Source organism: Psychrobacter sp. VH5, from assembly GCF_050572635.1.
In the GTDB taxonomy this organism is placed as follows: Bacteria; Pseudomonadota; Gammaproteobacteria; order Pseudomonadales; family Moraxellaceae; genus Psychrobacter; species Psychrobacter celer.
Genome location: NZ_CP192145.1, coordinates 2,243,759 through 2,260,030, shown reverse-complemented (window position 1 = coordinate 2,260,030; position 16,272 = coordinate 2,243,759). Strand labels below are relative to the sequence as shown.

The 16,272-nt window shown below is 47.0% G+C and carries 13 protein-coding genes; 12 read left to right on the top strand and 1 reads right to left on the bottom strand.

Annotation, left to right across the window (positions count from 1 at the left end; translation table 11 throughout):
* The first annotated feature begins 94 nt into the window (after window positions 1–94).
* From cmk to ACNFVB_RS09450, 7 genes are all read left to right on the top strand, one after another.
* Complete coding sequence (gene cmk, locus ACNFVB_RS09480; RefSeq protein ID WP_105246338.1) at window positions 95–874, top strand: (d)CMP kinase; 780 nt, start codon at window positions 95–97, stop codon at window positions 872–874.
* A gap of 299 nt (window positions 875–1,173) precedes the next feature.
* Window positions 1,174–2,856, top strand: a complete 1,683-nt coding sequence (gene rpsA / locus ACNFVB_RS09475) for a 30S ribosomal protein S1 (RefSeq protein ID WP_430738515.1) — start codon at window positions 1,174–1,176, stop codon at window positions 2,854–2,856.
* A gap of 355 nt (window positions 2,857–3,211) precedes the next feature.
* A complete protein-coding gene (locus ACNFVB_RS09470; protein WP_075100701.1) occupies window positions 3,212–3,517 on the top strand; it encodes an integration host factor subunit beta in 306 nt (101 codons plus the stop codon).
* A 134-nt stretch (window positions 3,518–3,651) separates the two neighbouring features.
* Window positions 3,652–4,056, top strand: a complete 405-nt coding sequence (locus ACNFVB_RS09465; protein ID WP_430737319.1) for a lipopolysaccharide assembly protein LapA domain-containing protein — start codon at window positions 3,652–3,654, stop codon at window positions 4,054–4,056.
* A 129-nt stretch (window positions 4,057–4,185) separates the two neighbouring features.
* Window positions 4,186–4,884 carry an orotidine-5'-phosphate decarboxylase gene (gene pyrF, locus ACNFVB_RS09460; protein WP_430737318.1) on the top strand — a complete coding sequence of 233 codons (699 nt, stop codon included), beginning with the start codon at window positions 4,186–4,188 and terminating at the stop codon, window positions 4,882–4,884.
* 182 nt (window positions 4,885–5,066) lie between these two features.
* Window positions 5,067–5,864, top strand: a complete 798-nt coding sequence (locus ACNFVB_RS09455) for a metallophosphoesterase (protein WP_430737317.1) — start codon at window positions 5,067–5,069, stop codon at window positions 5,862–5,864.
* 126 nt (window positions 5,865–5,990) lie between these two features.
* On the top strand, window positions 5,991–6,827 hold the full coding sequence (locus ACNFVB_RS09450) for a histidine phosphatase family protein (protein ID WP_198336506.1): 837 nt from the start codon (window positions 5,991–5,993) through the stop codon (window positions 6,825–6,827).
* Between the two features lie 198 nt (window positions 6,828–7,025).
* On the opposite strand, the gene rpsT is transcribed toward ACNFVB_RS09450, so the two are convergent.
* Window positions 7,026–7,292 (bottom strand): 30S ribosomal protein S20, encoded by a 267-nt coding sequence (gene rpsT / locus ACNFVB_RS09445; RefSeq protein WP_010200097.1) that lies wholly within the window; start codon window positions 7,290–7,292, stop codon window positions 7,026–7,028.
* A gap of 509 nt (window positions 7,293–7,801) precedes the next feature.
* Here rpsT and ACNFVB_RS09440 point away from each other — a divergent pair.
* The 5 genes from ACNFVB_RS09440 to ACNFVB_RS09420 all read left to right on the top strand — a co-directional run bounded on the left by ACNFVB_RS09440 (window position 7,802) and on the right by ACNFVB_RS09420 (window position 16,130).
* The gene (locus ACNFVB_RS09440; protein ID WP_192994995.1) at window positions 7,802–8,503 is read left to right on the top strand and encodes an NAD-dependent epimerase/dehydratase family protein; all 702 of its coding nucleotides are present in this window, start codon (window positions 7,802–7,804) and stop codon (window positions 8,501–8,503) included.
* A gap of 99 nt (window positions 8,504–8,602) precedes the next feature.
* A complete protein-coding gene (rraA, locus tag ACNFVB_RS09435; protein WP_430738514.1) occupies window positions 8,603–9,118 on the top strand; it encodes a ribonuclease E activity regulator RraA in 516 nt (171 codons plus the stop codon).
* 165 nt (window positions 9,119–9,283) lie between these two features.
* Window positions 9,284–12,967, top strand: coding sequence for a transcription-repair coupling factor (gene mfd / locus ACNFVB_RS09430; protein WP_430737316.1), 3,684 nt, complete (start codon window positions 9,284–9,286; stop codon window positions 12,965–12,967).
* Between the two features lie 222 nt (window positions 12,968–13,189).
* Window positions 13,190–13,624, top strand: a complete 435-nt coding sequence (locus tag ACNFVB_RS09425) for an HIT domain-containing protein (RefSeq protein WP_075100708.1) — start codon at window positions 13,190–13,192, stop codon at window positions 13,622–13,624.
* A gap of 298 nt (window positions 13,625–13,922) precedes the next feature.
* Entirely contained in the window at window positions 13,923–16,130 is a 2,208-nt protein-coding gene (locus ACNFVB_RS09420; RefSeq protein WP_430737315.1) for a neutral/alkaline non-lysosomal ceramidase N-terminal domain-containing protein, read from the top strand.
* Window positions 16,131–16,272: the final 142 nt, after the last annotated feature.

The following is a 16,272-nucleotide window of genomic DNA, read 5'->3' as shown; positions in this document are numbered from 1 at the left end:
ATCAGATGGCTGTTAAGCGTTTGATAAGGTGGTGAATATCGCGCTGTTCTTAGCAGTGGGCGATATATGTTGTTTTTATAATTGAGTAAACATGATGACTGTCTCTACACCTGACTTTACGCCTGATAATGCTTTGCAGGATTGTGATCCCTCTGAGCAAGCGGTACAGCGTTATCCTGTGATATGTATTGATGGTCCAAGCGGGGCTGGTAAAGGCACAGTCACCTGGCGCTTAGCGCAAGCATTGGGTTATCAGTTATTAGACTCAGGGGCGCTATACCGCATCGTCGGGCTCAAAGCCTTTGAAGCAGGATTGCTCGGTGCCGATGGCTGTCAAGACATTGACGAGCAGGCAGTACTGACATTGACCCAAGGTTTAGATATTGTGTTTGTGCCCAATGAGGCATCAGGCCGCGTAGACATCATCGTCAATGGCGATGCCGTTGGCGAGCAAGTCCGTAACGAAACCGTTGGCGGTTATGCCTCAAAGATCGCGGTATTCCCTAAAGTGCGTCAGGCGCTGCTCACGCTACAGCAAAAAATGGCCAGTCGCTCAGGGTTGGTCGCTGACGGCCGCGATATGGGAACAGTGGTATTCCCTGATGCCGATGTTAAGGTGTACTTGACAGCCAGTGCCAAAGCGCGTGCTGAGCGCCGTGTCACGCAGCTACTAAGTGCAGGGCAAACCGCAGATTTTGAGGCGATTTTAGCAACGATCAAAGCGCGTGACGAGCGTGATGAAAACCGCGCGACAGCACCGTCGAAGCCTGCCAAAGACGCTTTATTATTAGACAGCTCATATTTGGATGCCGACAGCGTATATGCACAGGTCAAAAAATACTGTCAGGACAAAGGCATTTGTTTTAATAATTAATAAAAACAATACAGTAACTACCAACTCACTACCAAAAAATTTGCTACAGGCTTTGGTTTTAGTATAAAATTGTATAAGTAGAGATGTGCAATAAGCCAAAGCCAACATTAAACCAAGAGTAGAAATGTGAGCGGGCAGTAAAGACAGTTGTTGCTAATGAGTGTGATGAGATGCTCGCTTATTAGCAACAAAGGTTTTTTATATGACTGCATAAGATATAAAACCAGTATTCTCGTTTTATGCAATCATAAATTTGATCCGTACTGTGCTGGACAGGATACGGCTATACAAAGGTAGACATAATGGAATCATTTGCTGAACTATTTGAAGCGAGCATTGAAGAGCAGGGTCTGGATATCGAGCGTGGCTCGGTCATTACAGGTACTGTTGTGGCCATCGATAGCGATTGGATCACAGTAGATACTGGTCTTAAATCTGAAGGTATCGTCGCTCGTGAAGAGTTTTTAAGCGAAGAAGGCGAACTTGAAGTTGAAGTTGGCGATAGCGTTGATGTCGTGGTTGAAGCGGTTGATAATGGTATGGGTCAAACCCTACTATCACGCGAAAAAGCCAAGCGCGTCGAGACGTGGAATGTCCTTGAAAAAATCTATGAGAACGATGAGATCGTAAAAGGTATCATTTCTAGCAAAGTAAAAGGTGGTTTTACTGTAGACGTGGGTTCAGTACGCGCGTTCTTACCAGGCTCATTGGTTGATGTACGTCCGATTCGTGACACCACACATCTTGAAGGCAAAGAGCTAGAATTCAAAGTCATCAAGCTTGACCAAAAACGTAACAACGTTGTGGTTAGCCGCCGTGCAGTAATGGAAGCTGAAAACTCAGCTGAGCGCGAAGAGCTATTGAACAAGCTTGAAGAAGGTATCGAGATCGAAGGTATCGTCAAAAACCTAACTGATTACGGTGCGTTCGTTGATCTTGGTGGTATCGATGGCTTGCTACACATCACTGACATGGCATGGCGCCGTATCAAGCATCCATCTGAGGTAGTTGAAGTTGGTCAAGACCTAAAAGTTAAAGTATTGAAGTTTGACCGTGAGCGCAACCGCGTAAGCCTAGGTCTAAAACAACTTGGTACCGATCCTTGGGATAACGTTGGCGCTACTTACCCAGTTGGTAGTATTGTTAAAGCTCGCGTTACCAACTTAACTGATTACGGCTGCTTTGCTGAGATCTCTGAAGGTATCGAAGGTCTAGTACACGTATCAGAGATGGATCACACTAACAAGAACATCCACCCATCAAAAGTGGTTCAAGTGGGTGATGAAGTTGACGTGATGATCCTAGATATTGATGAAGAGCGTCGTCGTATCAGCTTGGGTATCAAGCAAACCCTAGCAAATCCATGGGAAGAGTTTGATAAGAAACATGAGCGTGGCGATAAAATCACTGGTACTATCAAGTCAATCACTGACTTTGGTATCTTTATCGGTCTAGATGGCGGTATCGACGGTTTGGTTCATCTATCTGATATTTCTTGGAATGAGACTGGCGAAGAAGCTATCCGTAACTACAACAAAGGCGACACCGTTGAAGCTATGGTATTGTCTGTAGATGCAGAAGCGAACCGTATTAGCTTAGGCGTGAAGCAGTTAAGCTCTGATCCATTCAACGAATACCTAGTTGCTAATGATCGCGGCGCTATCGTTAATGGTAAAGTCAAAGAAGTTGATGCTAAAGGCGCGACTGTTGAACTTGCTGATGAAGTTGAAGGCTATCTACGTGCCTCTGAGATTCAACGTGACCGCGTCGAAGATGCGACTAAGCATCTATCTGTTGGTGATGACGTTGAAGCGAAAATCATCAGTGTTGATCGCAAAACGCGTAACATCAGCTTGTCTATCAAAGCTAAAGACGAAGCTGAAGAGCGTCAAGCGATTAAAGATCTAGGTAGCAATGCGCCACAAGCAGCTGATGCTCAACCAAAAACCATTGGTGATTTGATCAAAGAGCAAATGCAGTAAGCGATAAGTTATTGATATAAAAGTAATATAAAAAAAGCGACTCCGGTCGCTTTTTTTTATGAATGGGTGTTTGGTATGCGTTACATCTTCAAGGTTTTTGCGAAAAACAAAGCAAACTCTTATTTCCATTTATGATAATATCCGCTATCATTTGCAGCATTGAGTAACGAGATGTAAATCACTGCTTACTGATGAGAGCCGTATTAGCACTATTGATCGTTATTTTGCTTTTTGTTTCGATTTTCAGTATGGTCTTATACGGCTATATGAAGGGTTAAAACCTTTAAAAACCTTTAAAAAATAGTAACTTGGTTTACAATCATCTTATCCATCAATTAACAAGGCAAGCGTAACAATGCAGCAAGCGATTAATAAGTCTGAATTTATTAGTAATTTGAGTGCGAACTGTGACAATATGACTGATAGCGTGGTCGATGATGCAGTGCGTGAAATATTAAACCTAATGACCGATACACTGGCCAATGATGGCCGAGTAGAAGTGCGTGGGTTTGGTAGCTTTTGTTTACATCATCGCCGTGCCCGTATGGGCCGCAATCCTAAGACTGGGGAGAGTGTACCAGTACCTGCCAAAGCCATTCCGCATTTCAAGCCAGGCAAAGCCCTGCGCGAAGCGGTCAATGACAAAGTAGCTAATGGATAGATAATACGATCGTTATGGCAGCGTTGGGTAGTATTCATTAACAGTAGCGTGCCAGTCAAAAAGTAGCATCGCTGTTTGTGACAAAACGCGGTCTTTGAGTCCTTTGCAACCCATCAAACCAAGGTATATGTCTTATGCGCTTTTTACTGTTTGTACTACTGTTTTTAAGCTTTGCTTATTCATTAGGGTTGGTATTGGCCAATAATACCGAGGTTGGCGTAAATTTACTGTTTTCACAAGCGCCGACGATGAATTTGGGCTTATTACTGATCCTGTGTCTGATACTAGGTATTGTGATTGGTATGCTACTTGCGCTGCTGCTTTTTCGTGTTTTACAAAACAAATGGGAAATATCACGTCTACAAAAAGCCAATACCAATCTGCAAGAACAACTGACGCAAGCCAATGTGGTCATCGATCGTCAAGCGACTGCGCCTTCAGTAGAAGAGGCGGTGTATGGTTCGACAGCGACCAACGTGCACGATAATCACGCCGCTCAAGAGGAAGAGGCGACACTGACCAAACAAAAACGCGACTAAATCTGACTAAGTCTGAATACAGCGTCAGCTAGGCACCTTATGATACAAACTTGCGAGACAGGTGAGTTGATAGCCATGCGTTTGGTCGCTATTTGGTTTTTTTAACTTCGATATAAATGTGGCAACACTATGAATAATACAATCAAATCTCCTGTCGTTGTCGCCTTAGACAATATGACAATGGAAGCGTCGCTTGCGCTGGCTGACAAGCTCGATCCAGCGCTGTGCCGTTTAAAGGTGGGCAAAGAGCTGTTTACGCGTTGTGGCCCTGATATCATCAAAGCCCTACATCAGCGTCAATTTGAGGTGTTTTTAGATCTTAAGTTTCATGATATCCCTAATACTACGGCACAGGCGGTACTCGCGGCAGCTGATTTGGGTGTGTGGATGGTCAATGTGCATGCGAGCGCAGGCTTAGAGGCAATGTCGCTTGCCAAACAGCGCTTGCTGAATAATAACTTAGATACCTTGCTGATTGCGGTCACGGTGCTGACTTCTATGGACAATCAAGCATTGATGCAGACGGGTATTACCGATGGGCTGGATACACAAGTCAGTCGCCTAGCACAGCTGACCAAGCAAGCAGGTCTCGATGGCGTGGTCTGCTCAGCACAAGAAGCTCAGAGCCTAAAGGCGCTATGTGGTCAGGATTTTAAGCTTGTGACGCCTGGCATTCGCCTCGCTGAGGACAATGCTGACGACCAAAAACGTATCTGTACGCCCGCACAAGCGCTACAAGATGGTGCTGACTATCTGGTGATCGGACGTTCTATCACGCAGGCGGCCGACCCAGCGGCCAAGCTGCAGCGGATACTTGAGGGTATCTAGCCTGAGTCAAAAACGAAGAAAAGAGACAGCCTAAGCCGCTGTCTTTTTGCTTTTTGCGGATAGATAAAAGGTGCTACACTACTTAAAATTTATGTTGATATCTATGACAAAAAATACGCTATGCTTCTACGCATCGTCTGATTGATTTTTGTCCGTGATGTCCTAAGACACTATTGGAAGGTATGAAATTACAGATTTTAAGTGACTTGCATATTGATAGCTATGCGCGTCAGTCGCATCCGATGGGACATATCCCCAAGACTGATGCCGATGTGGTGCTGGTCGCAGGCGATACGGCCAATAGCGATAGCGGTATGCCGTGGTTACAAGCGCAAGCGGCACGTCTGCAGGTGCCTTTGATCACCATTGCAGGCAATCATGAATACTTCAATGAAGACGTGCTGCATTTTGATAAAAAGCTGGCCATTTGGGATAACTATGATGCCAAGTCGCAGCAAGGCGTGCGGGTTTTACAGTGTCAACACATCGATATTGGAGACGTACGTATCTTGGGCTGCACCTTATGGACGGATTATCAGTATCAGGCCAATGAAGAAACCATGGCAGCTGCCAAGCGTTTTATGCGTGATTATAAACAAATCTATGCCGGTAGCGAGTTGTTTTCCCCTGAGGTGTCCATGCAACTGCATGCTAAGCAGCGTCAATGGCTACAGCAAGCATTAAAAACCGCTCAACCGCTTGGCAAAAAGACCGTCGTCATGAGTCATCACAGCATCAGCCCGTTGTCGGTATCTGAGAAATATGCCAATCTACCCAGTAATGCCGCTTTTGTGAGTGACTTGTCAAGCTGGATGCGGGAGGAATGGGCGCCAGCGCTATGGGTGCATGGCCATACCCATGAAGCCTTTGATTATCGTATTGGTCGTACCCGAGTGGTTGTCAATCCACGTGCGTATCCCAACGAAGTCAGTAGTACCGAGATCGCATTTGCTTGGGATAAAGTGATTGAGCTTGATTAGATAGCATACTCTTGCTTGAGATAAAGCGCGTAGCAGTGCTAGGTGGTTTTCATTTCGGTTTTGCTTATTTGCAACTGAATTTATATTTTGTTCATTCTTCACAAAAAATCTGCTACGCTTGCTGGCATGAGCAAATACTTCCACAACACTTTATCGAAACTATCTGCAGAAAGGCGTGCCAGTCATACGCCAAGCGCGCCCGCGCCGTCGCACCTGCCTGATAGTATGATCTCTTCAGTGAGCCTGTTGCCTGAAGACAAGCGCCTGATTTTATTTACCAGACACTCCCTGCGTGAGCGCTCTGACGGTAACGGCTTTGCCAGTTATCAGTTGCCATTGACTCCTAAAGGTCGCGTCTTGGCCAAGTCTTGGGGGCGCTGGTTGGCAGGTCATCTGCCTTATTCTCTAGACGTGGATAGCATCTCAAGCCCTATTGGCCGCTGTATTGATACCGCGCAGCTTATGCAAGCAGGTGCAGGGTTACAGCGTGACATCATGCACCAGTCGCTGTTGGTAGAGCCTGGTAGTCTTGTCACTGACCCTGAGATTGCCAATCCAGTATTTAAAGAAATCGGCGTGCTCAACTTTATCAATCGTTTTTTACAAGGCAATCTTGCTGGCACCAAAAACGCCTATCAAGGTGGGCTTGATATTTTATCGTTGTTTTATCAGCATCAGCCGCAGCCTGGGCATCTTATGCTGGCGGTCAGTCACGATACGTTGCTTTCAGCATTTTTGGCGGTGATGTTTGATGTGGTAGAGATTGATTGGAATGATTGGCCAAAGATGATGGAAGGGGTGTTTTTGTGGTTTGATGATAAGCCATTTGAACAAGCCAGTGCCCACTTCGTTTGGCGCGGTGAGGTCTATATACGGCCGATTGTGACATTGTTAGAAGGGTACCGCGCAGCAGGGTTTCATCCAAATACATTGCTGTTGCCACCAGAGGTGAAGTGGGACTAAGCTTAGCACAGCCATGGTTTTTTTGTTTATCGCTTTTTATTCTGTGACTGTTTACGGCTGCTTAATGTTTATTTTCTATAGACAAGGCATTGTGTTTATGGTTTTTGGGCATAAAAAAACCTTGCCTCAGCATAAGAGCTAATGACAAGGTTTTGATCATCACCCAAACAGAGTGATGCGGTCTAAACGCAACCTATCTTAAGCTTGTAAGCCTTTGATGGTTTTGTTTAGGCGGCTCTTACGACGAGCAGCTTTATTCTTATGAATAATACCTTTGTCAGCCATACGATCAAGAACAGGTACCGCTTTTTTGTAAGCTTCGGTAGCCGCATCATAATCTTTGGCTGCGATAGCCGCATCAACACGTTTTAAGTAAGTACGAACCATAGAGCGTTGTGACGCAGAGTTCTGACGACGTTTGGTGTTTTGACGGGCGCGTTTACGAGCTTGTGCAGTATTAGCCACGCGTATCTCCTTGATAAAGACAGATAAAAATATGAATGTTGATTGCAATAATGGGTTTAACAATCATCGGTGACGAGCAGCCGTCTCGTCAAACATGATGTCGATGTCCAATACTAAAGTATCTAATATCGGTAGTCATCGCAAGCGTCAGAACTGTTTGGAATAATTAAACAGCGTTGACGTGTAAAGCCGGTTATCTTAGCAAATTATTGCGCTTAGGACAATATATTTGATGGTTAATCGGTAAAGAAGTTATGCTATTTTATCAATATTCGGTTTTTTCATGTATCTACTCTCAAAGGTCGTGGCCAGTAAAAGGCTTGACGGATAAAATCTCTTACAATAAATTCGCTATAATACCCTCACCGCTGAGTGATTTTAGGTATGATACGCAAGCGGAAGGTTAAAATAACGCCCAGATATGCTGGCGGATAAGCGGATACGATAAATCAAGAGAATGCTTTGTATAAGAGTGCTCTCATATCTCATACGATACGAATGGACAAGATATGCAGCGAAAAGCAATTGTGATTGGCGCGACAGGATTGGTAGGACAACATCTTGTCAAGCAGCTAAGTGAGCTTTATGACACGTTGATTGTGATTGCACGGCGTCCGCCACGCTATATCAATGCTAGCATGAGGTTTTATCAGGTCAATGATTTTGACAACTTGGCTGAGGTGTTCGCCAGTGTCGGCGCTGATCGCAGCACCGATGCTTTTAGCTGTCTTGGTACGACCAAAAAGCAAGCTGGCAGTGATGAAGCCTTTCATAAAGTGGATCATGACTACAATGTGACGTTTGCTACGCTGTGCCGCGAGAAAGGGGTAGAAAACTTCTTCTTATTGTCTGCGATGAATGCTGATATCGACAGTCGGTTTTTATACAACCGAGTCAAGGCAGAGACCGAGCAATCCATCATGGCGCTAAATTTTGCCCATTTGGTGATTTTTCGGCCGTCGTTGTTGCTCGGTAAGCACAAAGGTCGCCCGCTTGAGAGCCTAAGTCAAAAAGCCTTTAAGCTCGTCTCGCCTTTGGTGCCGGAGTCATTACCCCTGCATCCTATTTCTGCAAAACGTGTCGCTATCGCCATGGCTATGAGCGCTCATGATATCTATGAGCGTAGTAAGTACCGCCGTGAGCCTGCGATTACCACCACAGATATCATCGAAAATAAACAAATGCTGGCAATGACTAAAGTCAAAAAATAGCCTAAGTAAAAAATATCAATCATACTTTTTATACCCTTTAATCCTAGCCAACAACGAACAAGGAGTGTACTCATGTCAAACGCAGCAACAGAGCCTACCATGAACCAAGACAATTTTGTGACTTGTGATTTATTGGATGCCAATCCTGAGTCGCAGGTGTGTCTGCCAAATATCGAAGGTAAGTCGTTTTATAGTTTTGGTGGCAAAGATCGGTTTTGCGGTGAGATTGTGACGGTTAAGTGTTTTGAAGACAACAGCCGTGTCAAGTCACTATTAAACAGCGATGGTAAAGACAATAAGGGCAATGGAAAGGTACTGGTGGTCGATGGTGGTGGCTCGATGCGCTGTGCGCTGCTCGGCGATATGATTGCTCAGTCGGCGATTGATAATGGTTGGGCTGGGGTCATCGTGTACGGCTGTGTCCGTGATGTCGATGATATGGCACAGATGGATATCGGTGTCATGGCGCTTGGCTGTATCCCGCGTAAATCGACGCGCCGTGACGAAGGCCAAACTGATCTCGAGATTATCTTTGGGGATTTGACCCTAAACTCAGGCATGTTTGTCTATGCAGATAACAACGGCATTATCGCGAGCGACAAGCCTCTGCTTTAAGCCTATGGTCAAGCCTAGTCCAACTATCAATATAAAACCTCGGCTTAAGCGTCGAGGTTTTTGTGCGTGATGTGCTGAGTGACAAACCGTTACGGCATAAATTTTGGTAATTGCATAAATATTCGTATAATAGCTTTCTGATTCTTAACTTTGATCTTATCCTCTATGCCTATCACTGCTTTGACTGACGCGTTTGACCCTATTAACCAGCAGTTGTTTCCAATCACTCATGCCGAGCGGCGCTGGCTGACCCCTGTTTATGGTGCGGTCAGTAGTCTATGGCTGGCAAGCTTGATGCAAGCGTTGGTATGGGACGTATCCGAGCGTCTAAAAGTAGTGGTAACGCGCGATCAAAACCAGCTCAATCAGATAGAAACCGAGCTGGCGTTTTGCGGCGTCGATGCCTATGTGTTTCCTGATTGGGAGACGCTGACCTACGATGAACTGTCCCCGCATCAAGACATCGTCAGCGAGCGTATCAACCTATTGACCGATATGCCCACTAAAGGCGTGCTGCTTATCTCGGTGCAGGCGCTCATGCATCGGGTCGCCCCGCCAAGTTGGCTGATAGGGCAGCATTTTGATTTGAGTGTCGGTGATCGATTTGATATCAATACCCAGCGCGAGCTGCTTGCAAAGGCAGGCTACCGTGCGGTCGAAAACGTCTTTGAGCCAGGCGAGTTTGCGGTACGCGGTAGTATTGTCGATATTTTTGCCATGGGGCAGCCATTTCCGCTACGTTTAGACTTGTTTGATGATGAAATCGAAACCATTCGCTTTTTTAATCCGCAGACGCAGCGTACGCTGACCGTCGACGATCTAAAAAACATGATGAGTGGTAACGACAGTAGCATCGGCAAAGAGTCACTGTCGCTACTGCATAAACTACCTGATATCTCAAAACCTATTCAGCAGTTTCAGATACTACCTGCCAAAGAGTTTCCGCTCGATGAAGGGCGCGAGACGTTTCGGACCAACTTTGCTGCAATGTTTCCCAATACCAGCAGTCGCAAGTCTGAGCTGCATAAAGATGTGATGGCGGGTATCGCCAGTAGCGGGCTTGAGTACTATCAGCCATTGTTTTTTGATTTGGATGACTGGCAAGCTGACAGCAGCTTGTTTACTTATTTGCCAGATGAAGCTCTGTTTATCATCGATGAGCGAATCCACGAAACACAAGCGGATTATTGGTCGCAGATTCAGCGCCGTTATGAAGAGCGCAGGCACGATATCGACAAACCTATTGTCGCCCCAGAATTGTTATATTTATTATCAAATACCTTAAACGAGCATCTTAACCACTATCCGCGGGTGATACTCAGTGCGCATGAGACGCGCGCGGCGATAGACAATGATGCCTCATCGACCGCACAGGCTGCCTCTAGTCGACAAGGGTTGGTCACACTCACGGCGCAACAACCGCCGCAGCTGGCGGTCAATCACCAAAAAGCAGAGCCATTGGCTGATTTGCTAGAATTTTTGCTACAGCAAGCACAAACAGCGACGCCGGTGCTGATCGTTGCCGAGACAGCAGGGCGCCGTGAGATTTTGATAGAGCTGTTTAAGGGTAAGATAGACACCAAAGCGTATGATAGCTTTGAAGCGTTTTTGGCCGCTGATAAGGTCACGACCCTCAATGACAACAACTTGCCGCAGGTAGGGCTGACGGTGGCGCCTATCGAGCGCGGGGTGTATATTCCTGAGCGTTTGGTGGTGATCAGTGAGACTCAGCTGTTTGGTAGGCAAGTGCTACAAACACGTCGCCGCCGCCAAAGCGGGGTGTCAGAAGAGTTTTTGGTCAAAAGCGTCACAGAGATCACCGAAGGCAGTCCAGTGGTGCATATCGAGCATGGTATCGGTCGCTATAATGGGCTGATTACCTTAGATGTGGGCGATGGCGAGCAAGAGTTTATTCATCTAAAATACGCGGACGACGCCAGTATTTATGTACCCGTTGCCAATTTGCAAATGATCAGCCGCTACAGCGGCGGTGACCCTGCGCTTGCGCCACTCCACAAAATAGGTAGTGGCAAGTGGGATAAAGCCAAACAAAAAGCGCTGGAACAAATCCATGATGTCGCCGCTGAGCTGCTCAATATGCAGGCAAGGCGTGAGGCCAAAGTCGGTATTCACTTCAAAATTGACCCTTCACAATACGAGCTGTTTGCCAGTCAGTTTGCCTTTGAAGAGACCGCCGATCAGGCCAATGCTATCCAGGCGGTGATGGAAGACATGAGACAAAACCAGCCGATGGATCGCCTCATTTGCGGTGATGTGGGTTTTGGTAAGACAGAAGTGGCGATGCGCGCGGCGTTCATTGCGGTCAGTGCCGGTTATCAAGTGGCGGTATTGGTGCCAACGACGCTGCTGGCAGGTCAGCACGAAGACAATTTCCGCGACCGTTTTGCCGACTGGCCAGTACGTATCGAGACACTATCGCGTTTTGGTGGCAAAAAGCATCAAGATACAGTATTGGCAGACCTTGCCGCGGGTAAGGTCGATATCATCATTGGTACCCATAAACTGTTGCAGCCGGATGTAAAGTTTGCCAATTTAGGCTTGATGATCGTTGATGAAGAGCACCGCTTTGGTGTGCGCCATAAAGAGCGTATCAAAGCCATTCAGACCGATGTAGATAGTATGTCGATGACAGCGACGCCGATTCCGCGTACGCTTAATATGGCACTATCTGGTATGCGTGATATGTCGATTATCGCCACGCCGCCTGCTCGTCGTCTGGCGATCAAAACCTTTGTTATGCAAAAGACCGATGCCTTGATGAAAGAGGCTATCTTGCGTGAGCTATTACGCGGCGGGCAAGTCTACTTGCTGCATAATGATGTGGCGAGCATTGAGCGCATGGCAGAGACGATACGTGAGCTGGTGCCCGAGGCTAGAGTAGGGGTCGCGCATGGGCAAATGCAAGAGCGCCAGCTTGAGCAGATTATGGAGCAGTTTTATCATAAAAAGTTCAATGTGCTGGTGTGTTCGACCATCATCGAGACCGGTATCGACGTACCAAATGCCAATACCATCATCATTGAGCGCGCGGATAAGTTTGGTTTGGCGCAGCTGCATCAGCTGCGAGGCCGCGTAGGTCGTAGTCATCACCAGGCGTATTGCTACTTGCTCGTGCCATCTATCAAAGGCTTAAAAGGCGATGCCAAGCGCCGTCTGCACGCCATTGAACGCGCCAATACATTGGGTGCAGGCTTTATGCTGGCGAGTGAGGATTTGGAGATTCGCGGGGCAGGTGAGATACTGGGCAAGCAGCAAAGCGGTAACATGCAAGCCATTGGCTTTAGCTTGTATATGGATATGCTAGAGCGTGCGACAAAGGCCATCAAGGCGGGCAAAGAGCCTGATTTGAATACCCCATTGTCACTTACCAGTGAGATCAATCTGCATAGCTCAGCGCTGATACCAGAAGAATACTTGCATGATGTGCATCAGCGTTTGCTATTTTATAAGCGCATCAGTAATGCTGATGATTTTGAGGCGCTCACCGATATCCGTACCGAGATGATTGATCGTTTTGGCACACTGCCAGATCAGACCAAGCATTTATTTGCCATCCATAGACTGCGTATACAGGCCGAGCCATTGAAGATCAACAAAATCGATGCCAATAGTAACAGCATAACGTTAGAGTTTGCTCCTGATACGCCAGTTGATGCTTTGGCAATTATCCAGCTTATTCAAAAAGATGGACAGCGCTACCGGATGAATGGCGCCTCTGGCATTCGCTATCAAGATGCCAATAAGCTGGCCACGCCGCAGCAACGCGTGACTGTGCTTGAGGAGTTGCTGCGCTACTTTAGCGAGCATATGGTGGCAGAGCTCGCTTAGCGCTTTGAGTGACGCCAGTCATCGTATCAAGCGCCCCATCTACTAGGTAGCAGCACAGTAAAACAGTAGCCAATCTATTAAGGCGCTATTTTATCTACTGGATAACTGATAAAATAGCAGATACTCTGTGTCTGCTCTATGGCCTATAGCGTCCGATAGGTCTTGGTCACCCTTTTTTTAGTATTTAAGCGTTATCCCCTTCATAACAAGAGAACCGTCATTATGTTCCAACTTCATCATAAACTTGCAGCCGACAGTTTTTTGGTGGGAGATTTCCCATTATCGACCTGCCGTTTAATCAATGATTGTCAGTTTCCTTGGTTGATATTGGTGCCACGTGTCTCTGGTATCAAAGAATTGTATGAGCTGTCTGAGGCCGACCAAGCGCAGTTTTTGCGTGAGTCGAGCTGGTTGTCCAGCCAACTTGCCAAGACTTTTCAGGCTGACAAGATGAACGTGGCTGCGCTGGGCAATCAAGTACCGCAGCTTCATTTTCATCATATCGTTCGTTACCAAAACGATATGCAGTGGCCCAACCCAGTGTGGGGCGTCCCTGCTGTACCTTACACCAAAGAAGTACTGGCGCAGATGCAGCAAACTTTGATGATGGCGCTGCGTGGTCATCATCAAATGCCGTTTGATTGGCAGATGCAATAGGTCTTTTAGCAATAAGCCTTTGGTAATAAACAGTTAAAGATGCATAGGCGTGAGCGTTTGTCTGTAAGCATAGCTCTCTGTGTTAATGAGTTTATTGTACGGCTATATGAAAAATATTTTACATTTGTCTATCAGTCGTTATATTAGAGTGTAAGTTGGCTAAATGGATATAGCCAGCTTGTCAGCTCAGTGTCTTTGCTGTGTCACATCAGAGTAGATGCGGTGCGAAGTGCTGAGACCTTCAATTTTAAATCAGGATTGTTTGATTTAAGATTTCACTCTATGTTAAGGACAACAAATGGCTACTTCCTCTATCTCACCACCCACGTCACGACGACCTACTATGTTGTTTCTCTCGATTTGTACCGCGTTGCTGGGTATGACGGCCTGTGAAACAGACTCTACTGAGCCTACCGCCATGTCGCCTGCTGCGACACAAACCATCACGACTGATGCTGATCCATCTAATCGCTCTATTACGTCAAACTTTAGCGCCAGCGCTGCTGCTAAATCGGTCGCGCCCCGTTACCTTGTCGGTACTGGTAAAGCTGATATCACAGGAGCTGCGGCCGAAACGGGCATGTTTGGCTATGCTGCAGGTCAGGTGGTGCAGGGTATCAATGATCGTCTATATTCTCATGCTTTTATTGTCGGCGAAGCGGATAGCAATGCAAGCAACCGAGTTGTCTATGTTTCAGCGGATATGGGCGCGATGTTTACCGCGGTCAAGCTTGAGGTCATCAAACGCTTACAAGCAGATTTTGGCGACTTGTATAACGACGATAACGTGATGCTTGCCGCCACGCATACTCACGTGGGAAATGCTGGCTATTCGCACCAGCAGCTGTATCAAATCGCCAGCACAGACGACACACTAGCGGGCTATAGTCAGCAAAACTTCAACGCTATCGTCGGTGGAATTGTCACTTCGATCAAACGCGCTCATGAATCATTGACACCAGGGACGTTATCTGTGGCACAAGGCGAACTAAAAGGGGTGACTGTTAACCGCTCACAGATTGCGTATAACAACAATGTCGATGCGCAAGAGTTTGATAGTAATGTCAATGAGACCATGACTCAGCTGCGCCTAGATGCTGCCGATGGCACACCGATGGGACTAATCAATTGGTTTGCCCTGCACCCGACCAGCTTTAGCAATCAGTTTATGCATCTAAGTGCTGATAACAAGGGCTATGCTCAGCTTGGCGCCGAAAAGCTGTTTAATAACAACGCGGACAGACCTTTTATCGCGGCCTTTGCCAATGCTGATGAAGGGGACGTATTGGCGGCAGGCGGTAATGCCAACTCAAAACCCGGCTTTCAAGGTAGTGATAACGAGTGGGAAAACGTCCGACGCGATGGGCAGCTGCAGCTTGATAAGGCTGCTGAACTATGGCATCAAGGTGTCCCTGTCGCGGGGCCGGTGGATGTCCGCGCGCGCTGGGTTGATCTAAAAGGCTATCAGGTCGAGAGCAGGTTCACCAGTGGTGCGGGTAATAAAGTCTTATGTACGCCTGCCCGAGGTTATTCTTTTGCTGCAGGCGGCGAAAACGGGCCATCAAATATCCCTGGCATATACGAAGGCATGACGCGCGCGAGCTTTCGGATCAATGACGACATCAATAAAGTCGATCAGTCGCTTTTGGCCAGTTTGACACGCAGCGCCTTTGGTATCGTCTCAACTGTCAACCAAGACGACTGTCAGGCAGAAAAACAAGTGCTACTGCCAACTGGCAAGTGGGGCTGGATAAATACTGAGCAGCCTGTACAGCTGATGCGTATCGGTAATATCGCCTTAGTCGCCATCCCTGGTGAACCAACTACTATGGTCGGACGACGTATACGTGCCGCCGTGCTGACGCAGCTCAAAGACGCAGGGGTCGATACCGTCATTGTCAATGGCTTGGCCAATAACTATAGCGGCTATTTGAGTACGCGTGAGGAGTTTGCCGCCCAGCATTATGAAGGTGCCTCCACTGAGTTTGGTCCTTACCAGACTAGCGCTTATATTCAAGAATATACCCAGCTGGCTCAAGCCATGCGCGATAACATAGAGGTTTATGATACGGCGACGCCGCCTGATCGCTCAAATAAGTCATTTAACGAGCGCCCAAGTGTGGTATTCGATGACAAACCCATACATCAACGCTGGGGGCAAGTACTCACGCAGCCAAACCCTAGTTACCAAAGCGGGGAAGTCGCTACGGCGGTATTTCGCGCAGCGCACCCCAAAAACAACCTACGTGCCGAAGACAGCTTTCTTAAGGTGCAGCGTTACCAAGATGGTCAATGGGAGGACTATCTGAGCGACCGTGACTTTGAGACCACCTACACGTGGCAACGAGAAGGAGCGGCCTATAGCAAAGCGATTATCGATTGGCGCATCAGTGCCGACATGCCAGCAGGGACATATCGACTGATCCATGCTGGCGACTGGAAAAGCGGCTGGACAGGCAAGATTAAGCCTTACTCTGGTGCCTCAAGCAGCTTTAGGGTGCAGTAAGACAGCCAAGTGCCAAGTAAGGCTATAAACTTGCTTATTATGGCTTGCTCATTAAGTGACCAACGGTAGGGTTTTGCGTATCAGTAACGTGGGTTTTATAAAAATGAAAACGTATAATAGTCTTTCAGCTTGCCTTATACCA